Annotated in this window: 18 protein-coding genes; 5 read left to right on the plus strand and 13 right to left on the minus strand. The window is 57.3% G+C overall.

Annotated features, from left to right (window positions below):
• Nucleotides 1-160: 160 nt before the first annotated feature.
• From E7738_RS09370 to E7738_RS09380, 3 genes are read right to left on the minus strand one after another with little or no spacing between them, the layout of a single operon-like run.
• The gene (locus tag E7738_RS09370; RefSeq protein ID WP_127833758.1) at nt 161-1,936 is read right to left on the minus strand and encodes a SmdB family multidrug efflux ABC transporter permease/ATP-binding protein; all 1,776 of its coding nucleotides are present in this window, start codon (nt 1,934-1,936) and stop codon (nt 161-163) included.
• On the minus strand, nt 1,929-3,698 hold the full coding sequence (locus tag E7738_RS09375; RefSeq protein ID WP_058775236.1) for a SmdA family multidrug ABC transporter permease/ATP-binding protein: 1,770 nt from the start codon (nt 3,696-3,698) through the stop codon (nt 1,929-1,931). Before E7738_RS09375 ends, E7738_RS09370 begins: the two co-directional genes overlap by 8 nt.
• A gap of 24 nt (nt 3,699-3,722) precedes the next feature.
• On the minus strand, nt 3,723-4,184 hold the full coding sequence (locus tag E7738_RS09380) for an Lrp/AsnC family transcriptional regulator (RefSeq protein ID WP_021507196.1): 462 nt from the start codon (nt 4,182-4,184) through the stop codon (nt 3,723-3,725).
• A gap of 115 nt (nt 4,185-4,299) precedes the next feature.
• Here E7738_RS09380 and E7738_RS09385 point away from each other — a divergent pair, with 115 nt between their 5' ends.
• Nucleotides 4,300-5,334 carry a PLP-dependent cysteine synthase family protein gene (locus tag E7738_RS09385; protein WP_021507195.1) on the plus strand — a complete coding sequence of 345 codons (1,035 nt, stop codon included), beginning with the start codon at nt 4,300-4,302 and terminating at the stop codon, nt 5,332-5,334.
• A gap of 34 nt (nt 5,335-5,368) precedes the next feature.
• Here the strand turns inward: E7738_RS09385 and cof are convergent, their stop codons facing one another.
• Nucleotides 5,369-6,190, minus strand: a complete 822-nt coding sequence (gene cof / locus E7738_RS09390; RefSeq protein WP_058775233.1) for an HMP-PP phosphatase — start codon at nt 6,188-6,190, stop codon at nt 5,369-5,371.
• A 93-nt stretch (nt 6,191-6,283) separates the two neighbouring features.
• Here cof and E7738_RS09395 point away from each other — a divergent pair, with 93 nt between their 5' ends.
• Entirely contained in the window at nt 6,284-7,999 is a 1,716-nt protein-coding gene (locus E7738_RS09395; RefSeq protein ID WP_394516306.1) for an SgrR family transcriptional regulator, read from the plus strand.
• A 26-nt stretch (nt 8,000-8,025) separates the two neighbouring features.
• A complete protein-coding gene (gene queC, locus E7738_RS09400; protein WP_058757956.1) occupies nt 8,026-8,721 on the plus strand; it encodes a 7-cyano-7-deazaguanine synthase QueC in 696 nt (231 codons plus the stop codon).
• Between the two features lie 44 nt (nt 8,722-8,765).
• On the opposite strand, the gene E7738_RS09405 is transcribed toward queC, so the two are convergent.
• The 9 genes from E7738_RS09405 to bolA all read right to left on the minus strand — a co-directional run bounded on the left by E7738_RS09405 (nt 8,766) and on the right by bolA (nt 19,154).
• Nucleotides 8,766-9,173 carry an acyl-CoA thioesterase gene (locus E7738_RS09405; RefSeq protein ID WP_166719923.1) on the minus strand — a complete coding sequence of 136 codons (408 nt, stop codon included), beginning with the start codon at nt 9,171-9,173 and terminating at the stop codon, nt 8,766-8,768.
• 101 nt (nt 9,174-9,274) lie between these two features.
• Nucleotides 9,275-9,598 (minus strand): ComEA family DNA-binding protein, encoded by a 324-nt coding sequence (locus E7738_RS09410; RefSeq protein ID WP_238561129.1) that lies wholly within the window; start codon nt 9,596-9,598, stop codon nt 9,275-9,277.
• A 139-nt stretch (nt 9,599-9,737) separates the two neighbouring features.
• The gene (gene ppiD / locus E7738_RS09415; protein ID WP_394516307.1) at nt 9,738-11,606 is read right to left on the minus strand and encodes a peptidylprolyl isomerase; all 1,869 of its coding nucleotides are present in this window, start codon (nt 11,604-11,606) and stop codon (nt 9,738-9,740) included.
• Between the two features lie 237 nt (nt 11,607-11,843).
• Complete coding sequence (hupB, locus tag E7738_RS09420) at nt 11,844-12,116, minus strand: nucleoid-associated protein HU-beta (RefSeq protein WP_014606441.1); 273 nt, start codon at nt 12,114-12,116, stop codon at nt 11,844-11,846.
• 212 nt (nt 12,117-12,328) lie between these two features.
• Entirely contained in the window at nt 12,329-14,683 is a 2,355-nt protein-coding gene (gene lon / locus E7738_RS09425) for an endopeptidase La (RefSeq protein ID WP_394516308.1), read from the minus strand.
• Nucleotides 14,684-14,872: 189 nt separating this feature from the next.
• Nucleotides 14,873-16,144, minus strand: a complete 1,272-nt coding sequence (gene clpX, locus E7738_RS09430) for an ATP-dependent protease ATP-binding subunit ClpX (protein WP_021507186.1) — start codon at nt 16,142-16,144, stop codon at nt 14,873-14,875.
• Between the two features lie 127 nt (nt 16,145-16,271).
• On the minus strand, nt 16,272-16,895 hold the full coding sequence (gene clpP / locus E7738_RS09435) for an ATP-dependent Clp endopeptidase proteolytic subunit ClpP (protein WP_010616837.1): 624 nt from the start codon (nt 16,893-16,895) through the stop codon (nt 16,272-16,274).
• Nucleotides 16,896-17,231: 336 nt separating this feature from the next.
• Nucleotides 17,232-18,536 carry a trigger factor gene (tig, locus tag E7738_RS09440; RefSeq protein WP_021507185.1) on the minus strand — a complete coding sequence of 435 codons (1,305 nt, stop codon included), beginning with the start codon at nt 18,534-18,536 and terminating at the stop codon, nt 17,232-17,234.
• Nucleotides 18,537-18,839: 303 nt separating this feature from the next.
• Complete coding sequence (gene bolA, locus E7738_RS09445) at nt 18,840-19,154, minus strand: transcriptional regulator BolA (RefSeq protein WP_058757958.1); 315 nt, start codon at nt 19,152-19,154, stop codon at nt 18,840-18,842.
• Between the two features lie 268 nt (nt 19,155-19,422).
• On the opposite strand from bolA, the gene E7738_RS09450 reads away from it, so the two are divergent.
• On the plus strand, nt 19,423-20,001 hold the full coding sequence (locus E7738_RS09450) for a lipoprotein (protein WP_021507183.1): 579 nt from the start codon (nt 19,423-19,425) through the stop codon (nt 19,999-20,001).
• A 55-nt stretch (nt 20,002-20,056) separates the two neighbouring features.
• Nucleotides 20,057-21,544: a muropeptide MFS transporter AmpG gene (ampG, locus tag E7738_RS09455; protein ID WP_104092650.1), complete on the plus strand. Its 1,488-nt coding sequence runs from the start codon at nt 20,057-20,059 to the stop codon at nt 21,542-21,544.
• Nucleotides 21,545-21,838 lie beyond the last annotated feature (294 nt).

The raw sequence follows: 21,838 nt of genomic DNA on the forward strand, positions 1-21,838 counted from the left end.
CCGGGCGCAGAGTATCGCGCTCCGATATGGCGTAACGGGCAAGGTTTTCATTCGGAAAAACAGAAAGGTGGGGCTTTGCTGCACTCCTTTGGTGCTTGCGGCCTCAAAGGAGTGCATCAATACAGAACATTCCGATAAATCTGCGCAAAAAAGGTGCAAATCACCCTTCTGCTGTTGCGGGTATGCCCGCCGCGAGTTCATCGCCAGCCTGCTGCAGCTGGTACATCTGCCAGTAACGGCCCTGCTGCGCCAGCAGTTCGGTGTGCGTACCGCGTTCGACCACCTGACCACGGTGCAGCACCAGAATCTGATCCGCTTCGGTGATGGTGGAAAGACGGTGAGCAATCACCACCAGCGTGCTGTGCTGGCGCAGCGTGCGCAGCGCCTGCTGAATCGCCTGCTCGGTGCCTGAGTCGATATTGGCAGTGGCCTCATCGAGGATCAGAATCTGCGGCAGCGACACCAGCACGCGCGCCAGCGCCAGCAGCTGCTTCTGCCCGACCGACAGCGTGTTCCCCTGCTCACCGAGCCGGGTATGAATACCGTCGCGCATCGCGCGGGCCAGCGGTGCCAGCTGCACCTTCTCCAGCGCACGCCACACGTCCTCTTCGCTGATATCGCGTCCCAGGCGCACGTTGGCCAATAGCGTATCGGCCAGTACCACCGGATCCTGTTGCACCATCGCCACGCTGCCGCGCAGCGCATCGTGCGTCAGCTGGCGCAGCGGGCGGCCATCCAGCTCAATGCTGCCACGCGTCACCGGATAGTAGCCCATCAGCAGATTGGCTAAGGTGCTTTTGCCGCTGCCGGTGTGGCCGACCAGTGCCACGAAGCCGCGCGCCGGCACTTCGAGGTTGATATGGCTGAGCACGTCGCGGTTGTCGCGGTAGGCAAAGCTGACATCGCGCAGGGTGATACGCCCGGAAGCCAGCGGCTGAGCGTCACTGCCGTAGCCCTGCTGCGCCGCATCCATCAGTTCAAAAATACGCTCGCCCGACACCACCGCCTGCTGCAGCATTGACTGCTGCGTGGTGAGTTCGATCAGTGGCTCGTTAAGGCGGCCAAGATAAGTGATAAAGGCGTAAAGCACGCCAACCTCAAACACGCCCGGCGTGGCAAAGCTGAACAACATCAGCAGACCGCACAATATCAGTGCAGAAAACAGGCTGAGCAGCGGACGCAGCAAAAAGCCGTCCAGCCGCAGCGTCTCCATCCGCGCCAGATAGTGTGAACGGCTGGCTTCGCCCATGCGCTCGCCGAAGCGCGCCTGCTGGCGAAACTGCTGGATCACACTCATGCCGTTAATCACTTCGTTAAAACCATTATTGATCTCGGCCAGATAGCTACGTACGCGGCGCGCAATCGGCGTGCTGTAGCGCTGATAGATCAGCATCACCGTTAAAACCAGCGGGAAAATCACCAGCGCCACCAGCGCCATACGCCAGTCGAGTGCAAACATCGCCACCAGCATCGCGCCAATCAGCGCAGCGCTGCGCAGCACAGTGGCCACCACCGTGACGTAAAGATCTTTGATCACTTCGGTGTCGTTGGTGACGCGCGAAATAATCTGTCCCACCGGCTGGGTATCGAAGGCACTGAGCGGCTGGCGCAGCGCCGCATTCATCACGTCGACACGCAGCTGCTGCACAACGCCAATCGCCGCGCGGTTAAACAGCAGCGCCTGGAAATAGTGCAGACCCGCTGCCAGCAGCTGTAGCAGCACAAAACCCACCAGCAGCCCGGCCACGATGCCCCACGGCATCTGGTGTTTGGCCACCAGGTTATCGATAAAATAGCTCACCAGCACCGGACCGGTGACTTCGGCAGCAGCAGCGATCCACAGCATGCCGACGGCCAACCACAGCGATTTGCGCCACGGTTTACCGTAGGCCAGCAGGCGTTTCAGCGTTGGCCATAAGCGTTGCGATTTAGCCATGGTCGGCTCCCTGTTCTGACTCGTCCTCATCCAGCGCGGCTTCCAGCTGCTGATAGCGATACATATCGCGATACCAGCCCGGCTGCGCCGCCAGCGTATCGTGATCGCCGCGCTGTGCCACTGCGCCCTGCTGCAATACCAGAATCTCGCTGGCTTCGGTCAGCGCCGACAGCCGATGCGCGCTGATGATCAGCGTGCGCCCTTTGCCCCACAGGCGCAGGTTATGCAGGATTTCATGTTCGGTACGGCCATCAACCGCCGACAGCGCATCGTCGAGGATCAGAATCTCCGCGTTGAGCAACAGCGCACGCGCAATGGCGATGCGCTGTTTCTGCCCGCCAGAGAGCATGACGCCGCGCTCGCCCACTTCGGTAGCGTACCCCTGCGGCAGACGCAGTATGTCATCGTGCACGCAGGCCATCTGCGCCACGCGCTCGATCTCTTCCTGCGTTGCCTCCGGGCGGCCCAGCGCCAGGTTATTCGCAACGGTATCGGAAAACAGGAACGGCGTCTGACTGACCACCGCCAGCCGGCTGCGCCAGCTGTCCAGCCGCAGTTGCGGTAGCGGAATGGCGTGATAGCAAATCTCGCCCTGATCGATATCAAAATGGCGCTGAATCAGGCTCAGCAGCGTGCTTTTGCCGCAGCCGGTAGGCCCGCACAGCCCAAGCATCTGCCCGGGCTGTAACTGGAAATGCACGTCGCTCAGCACCGGCGCGCTGCTCGCCGGATAGTGGAAGGCGCGGATCGCCACCTGCAGCACGCCCGCTTCCGCCGGCAGTGGCTGCTGACCATCCTCAACCGCAGGCGCTTCCGCCAGCAGCGCACCAATACGGCTCCACGCCGCGCTGCCGCGCTCGACGATGTTAATCATCCACGCCAGCGCCAGCATCGGCCAAATCATCAGCCCTAAGTACATGACGAAGCTGGTGAGCTGCCCGAGCGTCAGTGAACCGTGCCACACCATCCAGCCGCCACCGCCAATCGCCAGCAGATTCGAAAAGCCCACGGCGATATAAATGATGGGATCGAAGCGCGCATCGACGCGCGCCACGTGCAGATTTTTGCGGCCGGTGTCGCTGGCGATATCCGCAAACTGGCTCGACTGATGATCTTCCAGGCCAAAGGCTTTGATCATGCGGATGCTGGTCAGACTCTCCTGCGTTTGATCGTTCAGGCTGGAGAACGCCGCCTGCGCCACTTTGAAGCGCTGATGCAGGCGCGCGCCGTCTTTCTGGATCACCAGCGCCATAATCGGCATAGGAATCAGCGCCAGCAGCGTCAGCTCCCAGCTGATCTGCACGCTCATTACCGCCAGCACGACCAGCCCCATCACCAGCGAATCCACCAGCGTCAGCACCCCTTCACCCGCGGCAAACACCACGCGATCGACATCGTTAGTCGCGCGCGCGATCAGATCGCCGGTACGGTGGCGCAGGTAAAACGCCGGATGCTGGCGGCTAAGCTGGCGGTAAAAATCTTCGCGCAGCTCCACTGCCAGCTGGTAAGAGGCGCCGAACAGCAGCACGCGCCAGACGTAGCGCAGCAAATAGACAATCACTGCGGTCACCAGCATCACGCCGATCCACAGAAAAATTTCGCCGCGCGTCAGGCTGTGCTGGGTCACGCCGTCGACAATCACGCCGACCAGATGCGGAGGCAGCAGTTGCAGCAGCGCAATGATAATCAGCAAGCTGATGGCGCCCAGATAGCGCCGCCACTCGCGCAAAAAATACCAACTTAACTGGCTGAATAATCGCACAAAACAATCTCTTGTGATGCCCGTTCAGGGCGCTACCGGCAAGGCGGTGGTGTATTTAATCTCTTCCATAGCGAAGCTGGAGGTGACGTCAATCAGTCCCGGCACGCCGTTAACCAGACGCTTGTAAAACGCGTCGTAGCTCTTCATATCGGCCACCTGAATGCGCAGCAGGTAGTCGTACTCGCCCGCCATGCGGTAGAAGGCCATCACTTCCGGCATCTGCTGTACCACCGCGACAAACTGCTGAAACCAGTCGCTGCTGTGCTGCTGGGTTTTGATCAGCATAAAGGCGGTGAGCGACAGGCCGAGCTTTTCACCATCCAGCAACGCGACGCGCGCCCGAATAATGCCATCATCTTCCAGCTTTTTCAGGCGTTTCCAGCACGGCGTGGTGGTGAGATTCACCGCATCGGCCAGCGCCTGCAGCGACAGCGTGCAGTCTTTTTGCAGCAGCGCCAGCAGTGTGCGGTCAGTTTTATCTAGCATTCGCCACCTCAGGAGAAAAATTTTCTCTTATTTGCCAATTATAACCAAATTTTAGCAACCTCTTTTTCCTGCCAGTGCCTTACACTGAGCGCAATCTCGCTGCCGGAATCGCACCATGCAAACGCCCTGGGTTCGCCACGCTATCAATGAAATTAACGCCGACTTTCAGCGCTCCGCTGATACGCACCTGATCCGTTTTACGCTGGACGATTTCCCCGGCATTCGCTTTTATCTTAAGGATGAAAGCACCCATCCAAGCGGCAGCCTGAAACATCGCCTGGCGCGTTCGCTGTTTCTCTATGGTCTGGCCAATGGCTGGATTGGCGAAAACACGCCGATCATCGAAGCCTCCTCCGGCAGCACCGCGGTGTCGGAAGCCTATTTTGCCCGTCTGCTCGGCCTGCCGTTTATCGCCGTGATGCCAGCCAGCACTGCGCGGCGCAAAATCGAGCTGATCCGCTTTTACGGCGGGGAGTGCCACTTCGTCGCCGATCCGTGCCAGCTGTACAGCGAATCCGAGCGTCTGGCGCGTGAACTCAACGGCCATTTTATGGATCAGTTTACCTACGCCGAACGCGCTACCGACTGGCGCGGCAACAACAATATTGCCGAAAGCATTTTCCGCCAGATGGCGCACGAACCTTTCCCGGTGCCGCACACCCTGATCATGAGCGCCGGCACCGGCGGCACCTCGGCTACGCTGGGGCGCTACATCCGCTATCAGGGCCACGACACGCGCCTGCTGGTGGTCGATCCGCAACACTCGGTGTTTTTCGATTACTGGCACAGCCGCGATCGCACGCTGCGCAGCGAGCGTGGCAGCCTGATTGAGGGGATTGGTCGCCCGCGCGTTGAGCCGTCGTTTTTACCGGATGTGATTGACGAAATGATGAAAGTGCCCGACGGCGCCACCGTGGCGGCCATGTTAAGGCTGGAGCAGATTCTCGGCCGGCGTCCGGGCGCCTCTACCGGCACCAATTTCTGGGGCATGCTGCAGGTGGCAAAACGGCTGCGTGCGCAGGGGCAGTCCGCCGCGCTGGTCACGCTGCTGTGTGACAGCGGCGAGCGCTATCCGGATACCTATTACAATCCGCAGTGGGTCGCTGAGCAGATCGGCGATATTCAGGCGTGGCAGCGCGAGCTGCAATAAAAAACCGGACATCCTGTCCGGTTCACTGTAAGCCTCAGCATTCGGGGGAATAATCGAGGTGTGGTGTGGTCATCCAGTGATTTAAGTAGTGAGACACCGCCTGTGTCTCGCAATGGCCAATAATCGGTAAATGGGGCAGCGAGGTTTTGAGCTGATGCATGGCGTTGCCCATGATAAAACCACGCCCGACGCGCTCCAGCATTTCGCGGTCGTTCATCGCATCGCCAAATGCCATGCAATCCGCCAGCGACAGAGACAGATGCTGGCACAGCCGCGCCAGCGCGGCGCCTTTGTGGCAATCCAACGGTAAAACTTCCAGACACTCCCTGGCGGAGAAGCACAGGCTGGCGCGATCGCCGAGCGCCTGTTGCAGTTCAATCTTAAGCGCCAGCAGCATCTCGTACGGCGCGATAAAGCAGATCTTGGTGACTTCATGTGCCGGCATGCGGCGTAAATCACGCAGCTGATAGTGAAACCCGCTCATCGCGTGCGCTTCCAGCAATCCCGGGAGCGGTTTATCGGTAAACCAGCCTTCGTCATTAAAGATGTGGATCGATGCGGGAGTTTGCCAGTGACTGTGCAATACCTCTTCCGCCACCGACGGCGCTAAATCACAGCCGTACAGCTGCCTGCCCTCGACATCGTGAATGCGCGTGCCGTTACCGGTGATCAGCCAGGCGGGCAAGGTGATCTGCTGGCGTACTGCCTGCATATCCAGCAGGTGACGCCCCGTGGCAAACGCCAGTGTAACGCCACGCTGGTGTAGGGCGTTGAGGCTCTGCAGCGTCTCCGCACCTAAACGGTGGGTAGGCAGCAGCAGTGTACCGTCCATATCAAATGCCGCGAGGCGGGCCATAGCAACTCTCCGGTCTGAATGAGGGGTTTACTATCGCCTGGTAATTACGGAACTAATAGTGAATACTTTCAAAAAACTGTTCCGGGTTTAATCATGCGACAGCTTCATCGGGTTAATCAGTTTCAGCGCCTGTGGCAGCTTAGCCAGGGCGAAGCGCAGCGCATCAGCGTTGCGGCCATGGCGCAGCACTGCTATTGCAGCGAGCGCCACGTGCGTACCCTGCTGCGGCAGTGGCAGCAGGCGGGCTGGCTGCAGTGGCACGGTGCGGCGGGACGCGGTAAACAGGGCGAACTGCGCTTTCTGCTCTCTCCCGAACAGCTGCGTCAGCAATTGCTCAGCCAGCAGCTGGCAGCCGGTGAAGCGGTACAGGCACTGCAGGTACTGGATGTCGCGCCTGAACGGCTGGTGACAATGCTGCGCCCACTGATGGGCGGCCAGTGGCAGAATCAGGCGCCGGTGCTGCGCATTCCCTATTATCGCGCGATGGAGGCGCTGGATCCGCTGCAGCTCACCGGACGCGCCGAGCAGCATCTGGTACGCCAGATTTTTTCCGGCCTGACGCGCTTTAACGCGGATGATGTCGAGGGCGATCTGGCACATCACTGGCAGCACGATGCGCAGGGCCGCGAATGGTATTTCTGGCTGCGGCCGCTGCTCAGCTGGCACAACGACGAACCGGTGCAGGCGGCACAGCTGGTCCAGCAGCTGCAACGTATCATGCAGACGCCGCAGGGCGGCCGCCTGCTGGCGGCGGTGGAACACATCGATGCGCCACATCCGCTGGCGCTGCGTATCCGGCTACGCACCAGCGATTACTGGCTGCCGCAGCGGCTGGCGCATCAGTTTTGCCTGCTGCCGCATCCGGAGCATGCCGATACCGGCAGCGGACCGTGGCGCCTGACGCACTTTACCCGCGAGCTGGTGCGGCTGGAGAGCCATGCGCGCTGGCACCATCAGCGTCCGCTGATTCAGGTGGTGGAATACTGGATTACGCCGCAGCTGTTCGATCGCGGGCTGGGCACCAGCTGTCGCCATCCGGTGCAGATCGCCATTGGCGATCCCGACGAGCTGGACACGCTGCGGCCGGTGGATCGCAGCATCAGTCTCGGTTTCTGTTACCTGGCGCCGCGTTTCTCGGCTCGCTTCAGCCAGGCGCAGGCCAAAACGCTGCTCGCGCTGATTCAGCACAGCGGCGTCATTCAGCAGTTGCCGCTGGATGAAGGCTTAATTACGCCAACCGCAGAGCTGCTGCCCGGCTGGCCGCTGCCCGCCCCACACCGCCCGGAAGGCACACTGCCCGCAACGCTGACGCTACATTATCACCTGCCCATCGAACTGCACGTCATGGCGCAGGCGCTGGTGCCGCTGCTGGCGGCACAGGGCTGTACCCTCACCTGCGTATTTCACGACGTCAAAAGCTGGCGCGATGACATCGATCTGAGTGACGCCGACATCATCATGGGCGACCGTCTGATTGGTGATGCGCCGCAGTTTACCCTGGTGAACTGGCTGGAAAATGATGCGGTCTGGCAACCGCTGCGTCCGGCGGTACTGCAGGCACCGCTGCACGCTATCGCCCGTCAGGCCAGTCCGGCACTGCGCAGCGCCGCGATTCATCAGCTGTTTCAGCAGCTGATGCGCGACGGCCATCTGCTGCCGCTGTTTAACTATCGCTACCAGGTGTTTGCTCCGCCAGGCGTCGAAGGTATTCAGCTTAACAGCATGGGCTGGTTCGATTTCACCCGCGCCTGGATCCCGCCGCCTGCCGCAGGCGGTGCTGTTCAGCCCGCGCCAGAGCCAGTACCATAGGCGCACTGATTTATGGGGAAGAAAACATGAAACGAGCCGTTGTCGTATTCAGTGGCGGACAAGACTCCACCACCTGTCTGATTCAGGCGCTGCAGCAGTATGATGAAGTGCACTGTGTGACCTTTGATTATGGTCAGCGCCATCGCGAAGAGATCAGCGTCGCCGCAGAGCTGGCGCACCAGCTGGGCGCGCGGGCGCACAAAGTGCTGGACGTAACGCTGCTCAATGAACTGGCGGTCAGCAGCCTGACGCGCGATAACATTCCGGTGCCGGCCTACAATCCACAGGCCAGCGGCCTGCCCAGCACCTTCGTGCCGGGACGTAACATCCTGTTTCTGACGCTGGCCTCAATTTATGCTTATCAGGTGGAAGCCGAAGCGGTGATCACCGGCGTGTGTGAAACCGATTTTTCCGGCTACCCGGATTGCCGTGACGAGTTTGTCAAAGCGCTGAACAACGCCGTCACTCTCGGCATGGCGCGCGACGTGCGTTTTGAAACGCCGCTGATGTGGCTGAATAAAGCAGAAACCTGGGCGCTGGCGGACTACTGGCAGCAACTGCCGCTGGTCCGCTCGGAGACGCTAACCTGCTACAACGGCGTTAAAGGCGACGGCTGTGGTGAGTGCGCGGCCTGCCACCTGCGCGCACGCGGTCTGGCCGATTACCAGGCCAATGCGGCCAGCGTGATGGCGGCGATGAAACAGAAAAGCGGCCTGCGCTGATTGCGGCCGCGCTGCGGGCTGGCGTGCTTTCTGGGCATGCCAGCTCAGGAAGTCGCGGTCATCAATGCCGCCAGGCGTTCACGTAACTCCCCTTCCAGCGGCACGGTTTTTTGCGTGCGCAAATCGATGCAGACGAAGGTCAGCGCCGCATCCGCCACCAGCGTGTTATCACCCGCCAGCACCACCCGCTGTAAAATAATGCCGCTTTTGCCGTTGAGCTGCGAGACCTCGCTCTCTATGTGCAGCACGTCGCCCAGCACCGCCGGACGACGATAGTTAATGTTGATATTCACCACCACAAACGCCAGCTGCTGCTCCAGCAGCCAGTGAAAGGCATCGGCATCTTCCAGCCACTGCCAGCGCGCCTCTTCCAGAAACTCCAGGTAGCGCGCATTGTTCACATGCTGATAGACGTCAAGATGATAGCCGCGCACTTTGATGGTGGTTTGCATGATTGCTCCTGTTCAGGCTGTGAATGACAACTGGTTGGACCTGTTGAGCATAGCACAGCCTGATGGGCCGCTTTAGCAATCCTTCAGAGTCGCGAGCCGCTTCACAATTTCAGCCGCGCGCTGTTCCGCTCCACCAGCGCACTGCCAATACCCGGTACTTCTTTCAGCTGCTCGATGGCGCTGAAGGGCCCGTACTGCTCACGATAGCTGACAATTGCCTGCGCTTTTTTCAGTCCAATACCGTTCATGGCGGCGGCCAGCTGCTCGGCCGTGGCCTGATTGATGCTGACCTGTTCCTGCTGCGGCGTGGACACCTGCGTCGCCTGCGTTTCACTGGGGCTTTCCGCCGCCGCCAGTCCGCTGGTCCAGAACGCGCCGCCCAGCGCCAGCGTGATGCATAAGGCACGAAATGTTGATTTAACCATGCTGTGTTTCTCCTTGTGTTTGACAGCCACTGCAGGGTGGCACAAGCGAGAAACCCACTCAAAAGGCGATGATCAGAAATGGAAAAGGCCGCAGAAGCGGCCTTTCGGTATTGCAGCAGTTTACCTTTTTTTGTGAGGCTTACTGGTTTTGTGCGGCGGCGCCGTACTTAATCTTCGCCTCTTTACGCAGGTTTTCCAGCAGCGCTTCAAAGGCAATCTGCGCGTTGTTTTGCGTCACGCCTTTCACCATTTCGTCGATCTGCGCCTGCGGCATGTTGCCCGCGCTGACCTTATCCAGCGCGACCAGCACCACGTTGCCCTGCATATCTTCGCTGACACCCCACGACGGCTTGTTATCCGCTGGCTGTGGCAGGTTGAATGCGGCCTGTGCCACCGGATCCTGGGCGTTGCGATCGACGGTTTTGCTGGCGCTCAGCGTCATGCCAGCCGCCTGCAGCGCGTCCTGTTTGCCCGCTTTCAGCTCGGTCAGCAGTTTGTCTGCCTGCGCTTTGGCCTGCTGCGTCGCTTTGTCATGCTTCAGGCTGTCGGCAATCTGCGCTTTGACCTGATCAAGCGGTTTAACCGCTTCCGGTTTGTGCTCGCTGATGCGCAACACAAACGCCCGGTCGCCATCGACGCTGATGATGTCGGAGTTGTTGCCCGGCGCGCCGTTCTGACCGGTCAGGCCACCGTTGAAGATCGCCTGTTTAACCGCATCGAAATCGAGATCGGCCGGCACGTTATCGCGGGTGATCCAGCCCGTTTCCACCACTTTCAGGCCAGATGCCTGTGCGGCGCCCGCCAGGGATTCGTTGTCGTTACTGGCGGCTTCGCTCACCTTCTGCTGCATCTTATAGAAGGCGTCGACGGCTTTTTCCTGCTTCACTTTATCCGCCACCGCATCGTGCACGTCCGCCAGCGGTTTAACCTGCTCTGTCTGGATATCGTCCAGACGCACCACCAGGAAACCTACTGAGGACTTGATCACGCCAGACAGCTGACCTTTCTGCGTCAGGTTGGCGTTTTTCAGTTCGTCCGGCGTGGTGTTCGGCTCCAGCCAGCCCATGTCGCCGCCTTTACGCGCAGAGATTGGGTCGATGGATTTGCTCTTCGCCAGCGTGGCGAAATCCTCGCCCTTTTTCAGCGCATCCAGCACCGCGTTGGCATCGGCTTCGGTTTTGGTCTGAATGATGCTGTAACGGTTACGCTGCGGCTGTGAATAGTCGGCTTTGTGCTGATCGTACCAGCTCTGAATATCCGCTTCGCTGGCGTTCTCCTGCAGACTGGCCGCATCCATTTTGATATAGCTGACGCGGAACTGCTCAGGTGCCATAAAGCGGCTCTGATGCTGCTGGTAGTACTGATTGATTTCGTCGTCGCTGGCGGTTTGTTTCGCGGCCAGCGCATTAACGTCAATCACCGCCTGACGAATCTCACGCTGCTGCGAGACCAGATCCACCAGCTTGCTGGTTTCACCCTTGAGCATGAAGTCGGTATTGGCGATGGCGTTAATCAGCTGCTGCGTCGCCAGCTGCTTGCGCAGCGCTTCGGCGTACTGATCGGCACTGAAACCCATGCTGGCGATCAGGCCGTTGTATTTCGCGTTGTCGAACTTACCGTTGGTCTGGAAAGCCTGCTGATTGAAAATAGCCTGCTTCACCTGATCGTCGCTGATGCCAATGTGCAGATCTTTGATGTACTGATCGAGCAGCGCCTGATCGATCAGCTGCGACAGCGCCTGCTGGCGCATCTGCTGCATGTAGCCGTCGTTGCTGGCCAGCTGCGAGAACTGGTCGCCCAGCATCTGCTGCTGACGGTTGCGCTCGTTATTAAACGCCTGTTCCAGCTCACCGCGGCTAATTTCATGGCCGTTCACTTTGGCAGCGTAATCGCTGTTACCGCCAATCAGGTAGTTGCCCACCCCGGTCAGTACGAATGACAGGATGATCAATCCCAGAATGATCTTGAGCACGACATGGTTCGACGCCGCGCGTAAATTGTCCATCATGGTATGACAACACTCCGCTGTAGTGTGGATGTAAAGCTCTGACACGATGTCATCATCGTGCAGCTGCGGTTCAGGCTGGCAGCTGGCAACCATGCGGAGACTGAAGCCAGCGGCTAAAGTCGCGCATCAAGATAAAAAAAGGCACATCAAAAATGATGTGCCCGTATGTTACATGAGAACGCCTTTTTCGTCCTCAATCCATGGAAGAAAATGCTTCGATGGACAGGTCAGCGGTCATTAATTGACGGCGTCTTTCAGTGCTTTACCTGCACGGAAGCCCGGTACTTTACCAGCCGGGATGGTGATTTCTTTACCGGTTTGTGGGTTACGGCCGGTGCGGGCAGCACGCTCGCGTACAGAGAAGGTACCGAAACCGACCAGTGCCACTTCGTCACCGCCTTTCAGCGCGTCAGAAACGGAGCCCATGAATGCATCTAACACACGTCCCGCTGCCGCTTTAGAAATGTCAGCGTCTGCAGCAATTTTGTCGATCAACTGTGACTTATTCACTCTCTTCATCCCCTCTTTTATTATTCACTCGCACCCGCGCTTCCCGCCCGGTGCGAACGCGCAGCCAGTTATATCAAGCCTGTGGAGCTGAAACAACGGTATTCATCTTAATCGTTGATCCAGCAGCCCCCTAAATTAGCGGCACAAAAAAAAGCTGGCAAGCCCGATTTGGCCTGCCAGCTTCGCTTTTTAGCGCTTTTTGTCGCTAATCACTATTTTGCCGTGGCAACCTGCATCCCGTACGGGGCATTTTCCAGCGCCAGGCTCAGCACTTCTTCAATACGCTTCACCGGATGGATCGACAGATCGGCAATCACGTTCTGTGGAATCTCTTCCAGATCGCGCTTGTTTTCGTCCGGGATCAGCACGGTTTTGATGCCGCCGCGATGCGCCGCCAGCAGTTTCTCTTTCAGGCCACCAATCGGCAGTACCTGACCGCGCAGTGTGATCTCGCCGGTCATCGCCACGTCCGAACGCACCGGGTTACCGGTCAGACAGGAGACCAGTGCGGTACACATCGCGATACCGGCGCTCGGACCATCTTTCGGCGTCGCTCCTTCCGGTACGTGCACGTGGATGTCACGCTTCTCGTAGAAGTCACCGTTGATGCCGAGTTTCTCCGCACGGGCGCGGACTACCGTCAGCGCCGCCTGGATGGACTCCTGCATCACCTCACCGAGTGAACCGGTGTAGGTCAGCTTGCCTTTGCCCGGCACGCAGGCGGTTTCGATGGTGAGCAGATCGCCGCCCACTTCGGTCCACGCCAGGCCGGTGACCTGACCAACACGGTTTTCGCTGTCGGCACGGCCGTAGTCAAAGCGCTGCACACCCAGGAAATCCTTGAGGTTTTCGCCGTTGATTTTGATGCTCTTTTTCGCTTTGTCCATCAGCAGCGCTTTCACCGCTTTACGGCACAGCTTGGAGAGTTCACGCTCCAGGCTACGCACGCCCGCTTCACGGGTGTAATAGCGGATAATGCCGATAATGGCGCTGTCGTCAACGCTGATCTCTTTATCTTTCAGCGCATTACGCTCGATCTGCTTCGGCAGCAGGTGCTGTTTAGCGATGTTGAGCTTCTCATCTTCGGTGTAGCCGGAGAGACGAATCACTTCCATACGATCCAGCAGCGGAGCCGGAATGTTCATGGAGTTAGAGGTAGCCACAAACATCACATCTGACAGATCGTAATCCACTTCCAGATAGTGATCGTTGAACGCAATGTTCTGCTCCGGATCCAGTACCTCCAGCAGCGCTGAAGCCGGATCGCCGCGCATATCGGATGACATTTTGTCGATCTCATCCAGCAGGAACAGCGGATTTTTCACGCCGACTTTTGCCATTTTCTGGATCAGTTTGCCCGGCATCGACCCGATATAGGTACGACGGTGGCCGCGGATTTCCGCTTCGTCACGCACGCCGCCCAGCGCCATACGCACATATTTACGGCCGGTGGCTTTAGCGATTGACTGTCCCAGCGAGGTTTTACCCACGCCCGGCGGTCCGACCAGGCACAGAATCGGCCCTTTGATTTTGCTGACGCGACTCTGCACCGCAAGATACTCAAGGATGCGGTCTTTCACGCGCTCCAGACCGTAATGGTCGGTATCCAGCGTCTCCTGCGCTTTCCGCAGGTCTTTTTTCACCTTGCTGCGCGCGTTCCACGGAACCTGTACCATCCAGTCGATGTAGCCGCGCACCACGGTGGCTTCCGCTGACATCGGTGACATCATCTTCAGCTTCTGCAGTTCGGCTTCGGCCTTCTCGCGCGCCTCGGCCGGCATTTTCGCCGCGTCGATTTTGCGTTTCAGCGCTTCGTATTCATCCGGCGCATCATCCATCTCGCCCAGCTCTTTCTGAATCGCTTTCATTTGCTCATTCAGATAGTACTCGCGCTGGCTTTTCTCCATCTGCTTTTTAACACGGTTGCGAATACGCTTCTCAACCTGCAGCAGATCGATTTCCGATTCCATCATCGCCATGAGATATTCCAGACGCTCATTGATGTCGGACATCTCCAGCACTGACTGTTTGTCAGCCAGCTTAAGCGGCATGTGCGCCGCTACGGTGTCGGCGAGACGCGCCGCGTCGTCGATGCTGTTGAGTGAAGTCAGCACCTCCGGCGGGATTTTTTTGTTCAGCTTGATGTAGCCTTCAAACTGATTGATGGCGGTACGCACCAGCACTTCCTGCTCGCGCTCTTCAATTTCCGGCGAGATCAGGTATTCGGCCTGGGCAACAAAGTGGTCGCCATTGTCCGCTAAAGTGGTGATGTGTGCGCGCTGAAGACCTTCCACCAGCACCTTAACGGTGCCGTCTGGCAGTTTCAGCATCTGCAGTACGGAAGCAACGGTCCCTACCGCGAAGAGATCGTTAATACCAGGTTCATCCGTTGAAGCCTCTTTCTGGGCAACCAGCATGATCTTCTTGTCATGATCCATCGCCGCTTCGAGGCAACGAATCGATTTTTCCCGACCAACAAACAACGGAATTACCATGTGCGGATAAACCACCACGTCGCGCAACGGCAACACGGGGATTTCAATGCGTTCAGAACGCTCAGGATTCATAGAGCTCTCTCTTAGTTTAATGTCCGCCAGGTGATGGGAACCGCGTGATACAGGCTGTATGCAGTTAGACCCACAGGATTATGAGTATATGGGGATGCTTGCACGACATTCAATGTCACAGAGGTGAGAAAAATAAAAGGGGAAACATTTTCCCCTTTTTTAAGATAACAACGTGGTGTAATTGATTATTTATTCGCCAGAAGCCTGGGCTTCATGCTTACCGTAAATCAGCATCGGGTCAGATTGCCCCTCGATTACTGACTCATCGATCACCACTTTCTCTACGCCTTCCATTGATGGCAGGTCGTACATGGTTTCGAGCAGCGCCGCTTCTACGATAGAACGCAGACCACGTGCCCCGGTTTTACGCGAGTTGGCTTTCTTCGCAATCGCCGTCAGCGCTTCGTCACGGAACTCCAGCTCCACGCCTTCCAGGTTAAACAGCGCCTGATACTGCTTGGTCAGCGCGTTTTTCGGTTCACGCAGGATCTGGATCAGCGCTTCTTCGCTCAGCTCGTTGAGCGTCGCCACCACCGGCAGACGACCAATGAACTCCGGAATCAGACCAAATTTGATCAGATCTTCCGGCTCAACCTGTGACAGCAACTCGCCTTCGCTGGCTTTCTGCGATTTACCTTTAACGGTCGCGCCAAAGCCAATACCGGAGCCGGTTTCAACACGCTGTGAAATCACTTTATCGAGGCCGGCAAACGCACCGCCACAGATAAACAGGATTTTCGAGGTGTCGACCTGCAGAAACTCCTGCTGCGGATGCTTACGTCCACCCTGCGGCGGCACGGCAGCCACTGTGCCTTCAATCAGTTTCAGCAGCGCCTGCTGTACGCCTTCACCTGACACATCACGGGTGATAGACGGGTTGTCTGATTTACGGGAAATCTTATCGATTTCATCGATGTACACGATGCCGCGCTGCGCTTTCTGTACGTCGTAGTCGCACTTCTGCAGCAGTTTCTGGATGATGTTTTCCACATCCTCGCCCACATAACCGGCTTCGGTCAGCGTGGTGGCATCCGCCATGGTGAAAGGCACATCCAGCAGGCGCGCCAGTGTTTCCGCCAGCAGGGTCTTACCGCTACCGGTTGGACCGATCAGCAGAATGTTACTTTTGCCCAGTTCAATCCCGTTGCTGGTGTCGCCGTTACGCAGACGTTTGTAGTGGTTGTATACCGCCACCGCCAGCACTTTTTTCGCCTTTTCCTGACCGATAACATAATCGTCAAGGTGATGGCGGATCTCATGCGGCGTCGGGAGCGCGCTGCGCTCGCGGTGCGGAGCCACTTCTTTAATCTCTTCGCGAATGATGTCGTTACACAGATCGACACACTCGTCGCAAATATACACTGACGGCCCGGCAATCAGCTTACGGACTTCATGCTGGCTTTTGCCGCAGAAAGAGCAGTACAGCAACTTACCTGAACCGTCTTTGCGCTTATCTGTCATCAGCTAACCTCTTTTCGTTCTCAGACCTAATTGGTGTACGGCAATGGCCGCACAGCAACGGCCGATATGCATGCAACTCACCTGTCTGCACCCGTTAACTATAGCGTAAGGGGCAGACAGATGTGTCTTATTGGCGATGCGTCAGGATGGAGTCGACCAGGCCATACTCTACCGCTTCGCTGGCAGAGAGGAAACGATCGCGCTCGGTGTCGCGTTCAATCTGCTCCAGCGATTTGCCGGTATGTTCCGCCATCAGCTCATTCATACGCTGCTTCACTTTCAGGATTTCACGCGCGTGGATCTCAATGTCCGTTGCCTGGCCCTGATAGCCGCCCAGCGGCTGGTGAATCATCACGCGTGAGTTTGGCAGACAGAAGCGCTTGCCTTTGGTCCCCGCCGTCAGCAGGAATGCGCCCATCGAACAGGCCTGGCCCATACAGATGGTGCTCACGTCCGGCTTGATGAACTTCATTGTGTCATAAATCGACATACCGGCGGTAATCACACCACCTGGCGAGTTAATGTAGAGGTAAATGTCTTTTTCAGGATTCTCAGCTTCCAGAAACAGCATCTGCGCCACAATCAGGTTCGCCATGTGATCCTCAACCTGACCGGTCAGGAAGATCACGCGCTCTTTAAGCAGGCGGGAGTAGATGTCGTAAGAACGCTCGCCGCGCGAGGTTTGTTCGACCACCATTGGCACCAGCGCATTGGTTGGTGCAGTAAATTCACGATCGCCACTGTATGACATTACCGTCTCCTGATAAATTTCATTGGCAACATTCTGTACCGATTTTACGCGAGGCGCGCGGCGAAAACTATGCGCAGCGGTCTCGTTCCGACATAACAGGACGGTTAATCAGCCAGTCTTACTGTTTTCACGCATTCTCCCTGTATCTGGGGATGCAGCCCAGTTGTTTCAAGCATAACAACCTTTTCCCCATTCGCTAACACGGAAAAACAGCTTAGCGAAGAATTTGCCGATTAATTAGTCAAATAGCGCACAAATGTGGTTGGTTTCCGCCAGAAACGAAAAAGCCCGCGACACAGCGGTCGCGGGCTTTAGCACTCAGGGTTAACTCACAAATCAGGCCGCAGAGGTCTGGTTCATCAGCTCCTGGAAGTTAGTGGCTTTATCAGTCACTTTGGCTTTCGCCAGTACCGCTTCAACCGCCTGCTCTTCCAGCGCAACGTTGCGCATGTTGTTCATCAGCTCGCTGTTTTTGCTGTAGAACTCGATCACTTCCTGCGGATCTTCGTACGCAGAAGCCATCTCTTCAATCAGCGCTTTAACGCGATCTTCATCGGCTTTCAGCTCGTTGATGCGAATTACTTCGCCCAGCAGCAGACCGACCACAACGCGACGTTTTGCCTGCTCTTCGAACAGTTCACGTGGCAGTTCCAGCGCCTGCTTCTCGTTGCCGCCGAAACGCTGTGCAGCCTGACGACGCAGAACGTCGATTTCGCTGTCGATCAGTGCCACTGGCACGTCGATTTCGTTCGCGTTAACCAGACCGTCAATCGCCTGCGTCTTCACGCGGTTACGGATAGCGCCTTTCAGCTCGCGCTCCATGTTCTTACGCACTTCAGCGCGCAGACCTTCGATGGAGCCATCTTCCACACCGAAACGCTTGATGAATTCAGCGGTCAGCTCCGGCAGTTCGCGGGTTTCCACTTTCTTCAGCACGATGTCGAACTTCGCGTCTTTGCCTTTCAGGTTTTCCGCGTGGTAGTCATCCGGGAATTTCACGTCGATGGTGAAGGTGTCGCCGGCTTTCTTGCCAGTGATGCCTTCTTCGAAGCCTGGGATCATACGACCCTGACCCATCGCCAGCACGAAGTCAGACGCTTTGCCGCCTTCGAACTCTTCGCCGTCTACAGAGCCGGTGAAATCGATGGTCGCGCGATCTTCTGCTGACGCAGCGGCATCGGTCTCTTTCCAGGTCGCCTGCTGCTTCTGCAGGGTTTCCAGCATGGTGTCGACGTCAGCGTCGGTCACTTCAACCACCGGTTTTTCAACTTCGATTGCATCCAGGCCTTTCAGCTCAACTTCCGGATACACTTCGAACTCAACCGCGTAGGTGAAATCTTCACCTTCTTTATACTCACCCGGCACGTAGTTCGGTGCGCCAGCTGGGTTGATCTTCTCTTTGATGATGGCGTCAACGAAGTTACGCGTCATCAGCTCGCTCAGGACGTCCTGACGAACAGAGGCACCGTAGCGCTGATTAATGATGGTAGCCGGCACTTTGCCTTTACGGAAACCGTCGATACGGACTTTCTTAGCCACTTCCACCAGTTCTTTCTTCACTGCGCTTTCGATGCTGTCCTTAGGAACAGTAATCGAAATGCGACGGCCCAGACCCTGAGTGGTTTCTACTGAAACTGTCATCTTGTTACCTCAAAAAATCACGTGCTCGGTCAACTTCAGACACCACACAATTAATGCGCCGTATCCAACAACCGGGACGGCCTCTGCAGGCAGAACCTAATCCCTGTCACCAGAAGCGTCCCGAAGACATTCCGGAAAAATAGACGCCGCATTATAGCGGCATCCCCGGAATGAGTCGAGGCTGCAAACTCACCACTTTTTAACGGTTTTGCTGCTTTTTTGCGCCGCAGATCGCGTTTGCGCATCATTGAGGTAAGAAAAAACGGCCCGCAGGCCGTTTTGCAGGAAGCTGGAGAGGAAAACTCAGGCCAGCGTACCGGCACCGCGACAGTTCGGTGAGGCGAGTACGGTATCCTGCAGCCCATCCCACTCTTTACGCGTGTAGGTATGCAGCGCCAGCGCATGGACGCTGCCTGCCAGCTCGGTCGCCAGCTCGCCATAAATGGCGCGGTGACGCTGCAGGAAGCGCTGTCCGGTGAAAAGGTCGCTGACGATCACCACTTTGAAGTGACTTTCAGAACCGGCAGGCACGTTATGACGATAGCTTTCGTCATGCACTTCGAGATGTGCAGGCTCAAAAGCGTTACGCAGCTTTTCTTCTATTTGTTCGCGAATCATTGTTAACACTCCTCTACGGCGAGCGCTGTGCCCCATCTGTTTAAATATTAGTAGGTTTTTTACCTTTCCCGCAGTCCGGCAGGAAATAAATCCTGCTGCGCTGCGCATCTTAGCCTGCTCAGACTGCCGGTCAATCGGTTACCGCGTCCGGATGTCCGAAAAAATCCTTTACAATCAATTTCCCCTGGTGCGGGGCTTTTTTCGCCGTGCCGCAATGCTATGATGACCGCAGTTTTGCAAACCAACCCATATGCTAACGAGAATGAGTATGTTGAAAAAACTGTTATTCCCTCTGCTGGCTGCCTTTATTTTGGCCGGCTGCGCCAGCAATAACACCACGCTGAACATCCAGCCAAAAATCCAGCTGCCACAGCAGGATCCGAGCCTGATGGGCGTTACCGTCAGCGTTAACGGTGCCGATCAGCGCAGCGATCAGGCGCTGGCCAAAGTGAACCGCGACGGCCAGCTGATCACCCTGACCCCATCACGTGACCTGCGTTTCCTGCTGCAGGAAGTGCTGGAGAAGCAGATGACCTCGCGCGGCTACATGATTGGCCCGAACGGCGCGGTGGATCTGCAGATCGTGGTTAATGGTCTGTATGCCGATGTCACGCAGGGCAACGTGCGTTACAGCATCACCACCAAAGCGGATATTTCTATTATCGCTACCGCGAAAAACGGCAACAAGCAGGTGAAAAACTACCGTCAGACTTACAGCGTAGAGGGTGCCTTCAGCGCCACTAACGATAAGATCACCAACGCGGTTAACTCGACCCTGAGCGACGTGATTGCCGATATGGCGCAGGACACCAGCGTCAATAACTTCATCAAGCAAAACGCGCGTTAATTTTCCGCAGTAACCTGCCCGGTCCCCGCTGACCGGGCTTCATTTCAGGCTGGCTATGACATCTCACTATCTGCGTATTTTTACCCAACGTAACGCTGCGGTCCTGCTGCTGCTCGGTTTCGCTTCCGGTCTGCCGCTGGCGCTGACCGCCGGTACGCTCCAGGCGTGGATGACGGTAGAGAATGTCGACCTGAAAACCATTGGTTTCTTCTCCCTCGTCGGTCAGGCTTACGTGTTTAAGTTCCTGTGGTCGCCGATGATGGATCGCTATACCCCGCCCTTTCTTGGCCGGCGGCGCGGCTGGTTGCTGGTCACGCAATTAGCGCTGATTGCCGGTATTGTGGCGATGGGCTTTATGCAGCCATCACGTGACCTTACCCTGCTGGCGGCGCTGGCGGTGCTGGTGGCGTTCTGCTCAGCCTCGCAGGATATTGTGTTTGATGCGTGGAAAACCGATGTGCTGCCGCCGGAAGAGCGCGGCAGCGGCGCGGCGATTACCGTGCTCGGTTACCGGCTGGCGATGCTGATTTCCGGCGGCCTGGCGTTGTGGCTGGCGGATCGCTATCTCGGCTGGCAGGCCACCTACTGGCTGATGGCGCTGCTGATGGTGCCCGGACTGATCGCCACGCTGCTGGCGCGTGAACCTGAGGCGCCGGTGCGCGAGCCGCACTCGCTGCGTCAGGCCGTCGCGTTTCCGCTGAAGGATTTCTTTCAGCGCAACAACGCCTGGCTGCTGATCACCTTAATCATTCTCTACAAGCTGGGCGACGCGTTCGCCGCTTCGCTCACCACCACCTTTCTGATTCGCGGCGTGGGCTTCAGCGCCGGTGATGTCGGTCTGGTGAATAAAACGCTTGGCCTGCTGGCGACCATTATTGGTGCGCTGTACGGCGGCGTGCTGATGCAACGCCTGAGCCTGTTCCGCGCGCTGATGATCTTCGGCGTGCTGCAGGCAGTATCTAATTTCGCTTACTGGCTGCTGGCGGTAACGCCACCGCATCTGTGGAGCATGGCCAGCGCGGTATTTATCGAAAACCTGTGCGGCGGCATGGGCACCGCCGCCTTTGTGGCGTTGCTGATGACGTTGTGCAACAAATCGTTCTCGGCCACGCAGTTCGCGCTGCTGTCAGCGCTGTCAGCGGTTGGACGCGTGTATGTCGGTCCGGCGGCTGGCTGGCTGGTCGAACTATGGGGCTGGCCGGTATTTTATGCCTTTACCGTGGTGGCCGCCGTACCGGGCCTGCTGCTGCTGTGGGCGTGTCGCGGCACGCTACAGGCAATGCAGCACAGCGGTGAATTCATGAAGCGCAGCCTGTGGCCACAGGGTTATCGCTGGACGGTACGCCTGTTCGCGGCGGGCTGTACGCTGCTGGCGCTCTGGCTGCTGACGCTGGCACTGCGTGCGGCGGATATCTGGCACAGCGCGACGCTGCCGACCCATCTGTTTGAGGCAGGGATGGCGCTGGCGCTGCTGGCGGTGCTGCTCGGCGTGATGCTGGACTGGCTGGCATTAAGAAAAACAGCGTCAAATCGTGCACATTAACGCTGCGCTATTTGCCAGACGGGGATAAATCGCTTAAAAATAGCCCCCGGCGAATTTTAAGCGATAGCATTTTTTTCAACGCGAAATAGAAACATTAAATTAACAAACCCGCGTAATATTTAAATCCGGTGAGCAATTAATTTGTAGAAATTTCATCGCCAAAATGATGCAGAATTGTTAAATAAATGAGTATTAAAACTCCGGTTTATGCTTTCCCTGTTTTCTCTGCGGTTAATGTCATTGGTTTTTGTTATATTGCCGCCAACTGCTTGTCGCAGTTAATAATTTGTCACC

It is taken from the genome of Pantoea sp. SGAir0430 (assembly GCF_043549295.1).

Coding starts and splice junctions, on each gene's coding strand:
- E7738_RS09410 (WP_238561129.1), bottom strand. CDS start 9,598: ATGGTTAAATCAACATTTCGTGCCTTATGCATCACGCTGGCGCTGGGC.
- tig (WP_021507185.1), bottom strand. CDS start 18,536: ATGACAGTTTCAGTAGAAACCACTCAGGGTCTGGGCCGTCGCATTTCG.
- E7738_RS09405 (WP_166719923.1), bottom strand. CDS start 9,173: ATGCAAACCACCATCAAAGTGCGCGGCTATCATCTTGACGTCTATCAG.
- E7738_RS09380 (WP_021507196.1), bottom strand. CDS start 4,184: ATGCTAGATAAAACTGACCGCACACTGCTGGCGCTGCTGCAAAAAGAC.
- E7738_RS09450 (WP_021507183.1), top strand. CDS start 19,423: ATGTTGAAAAAACTGTTATTCCCTCTGCTGGCTGCCTTTATTTTGGCC.
- bolA (WP_058757958.1), bottom strand. CDS start 19,154: ATGATTCGCGAACAAATAGAAGAAAAGCTGCGTAACGCTTTTGAGCCT.
- clpP (WP_010616837.1), bottom strand. CDS start 16,895: ATGTCATACAGTGGCGATCGTGAATTTACTGCACCAACCAATGCGCTG.
- ppiD (WP_394516307.1), bottom strand. CDS start 11,606: ATGATGGACAATTTACGCGCGGCGTCGAACCATGTCGTGCTCAAGATC.
- ampG (WP_104092650.1), top strand. CDS start 20,057: ATGACATCTCACTATCTGCGTATTTTTACCCAACGTAACGCTGCGGTC.
- cof (WP_058775233.1), bottom strand. CDS start 6,190: ATGGCCCGCCTCGCGGCATTTGATATGGACGGTACACTGCTGCTGCCT.
- queC (WP_058757956.1), top strand. CDS start 8,026: ATGAAACGAGCCGTTGTCGTATTCAGTGGCGGACAAGACTCCACCACC.
- clpX (WP_021507186.1), bottom strand. CDS start 16,144: ATGACAGATAAGCGCAAAGACGGTTCAGGTAAGTTGCTGTACTGCTCT.
- E7738_RS09370 (WP_127833758.1), bottom strand. CDS start 1,936: ATGGCTAAATCGCAACGCTTATGGCCAACGCTGAAACGCCTGCTGGCC.
- E7738_RS09385 (WP_021507195.1), top strand. CDS start 4,300: ATGCAAACGCCCTGGGTTCGCCACGCTATCAATGAAATTAACGCCGAC.
- E7738_RS09395 (WP_394516306.1), top strand. CDS start 6,284: ATGCGACAGCTTCATCGGGTTAATCAGTTTCAGCGCCTGTGGCAGCTT.
- lon (WP_394516308.1), bottom strand. CDS start 14,683: ATGAATCCTGAGCGTTCTGAACGCATTGAAATCCCCGTGTTGCCGTTG.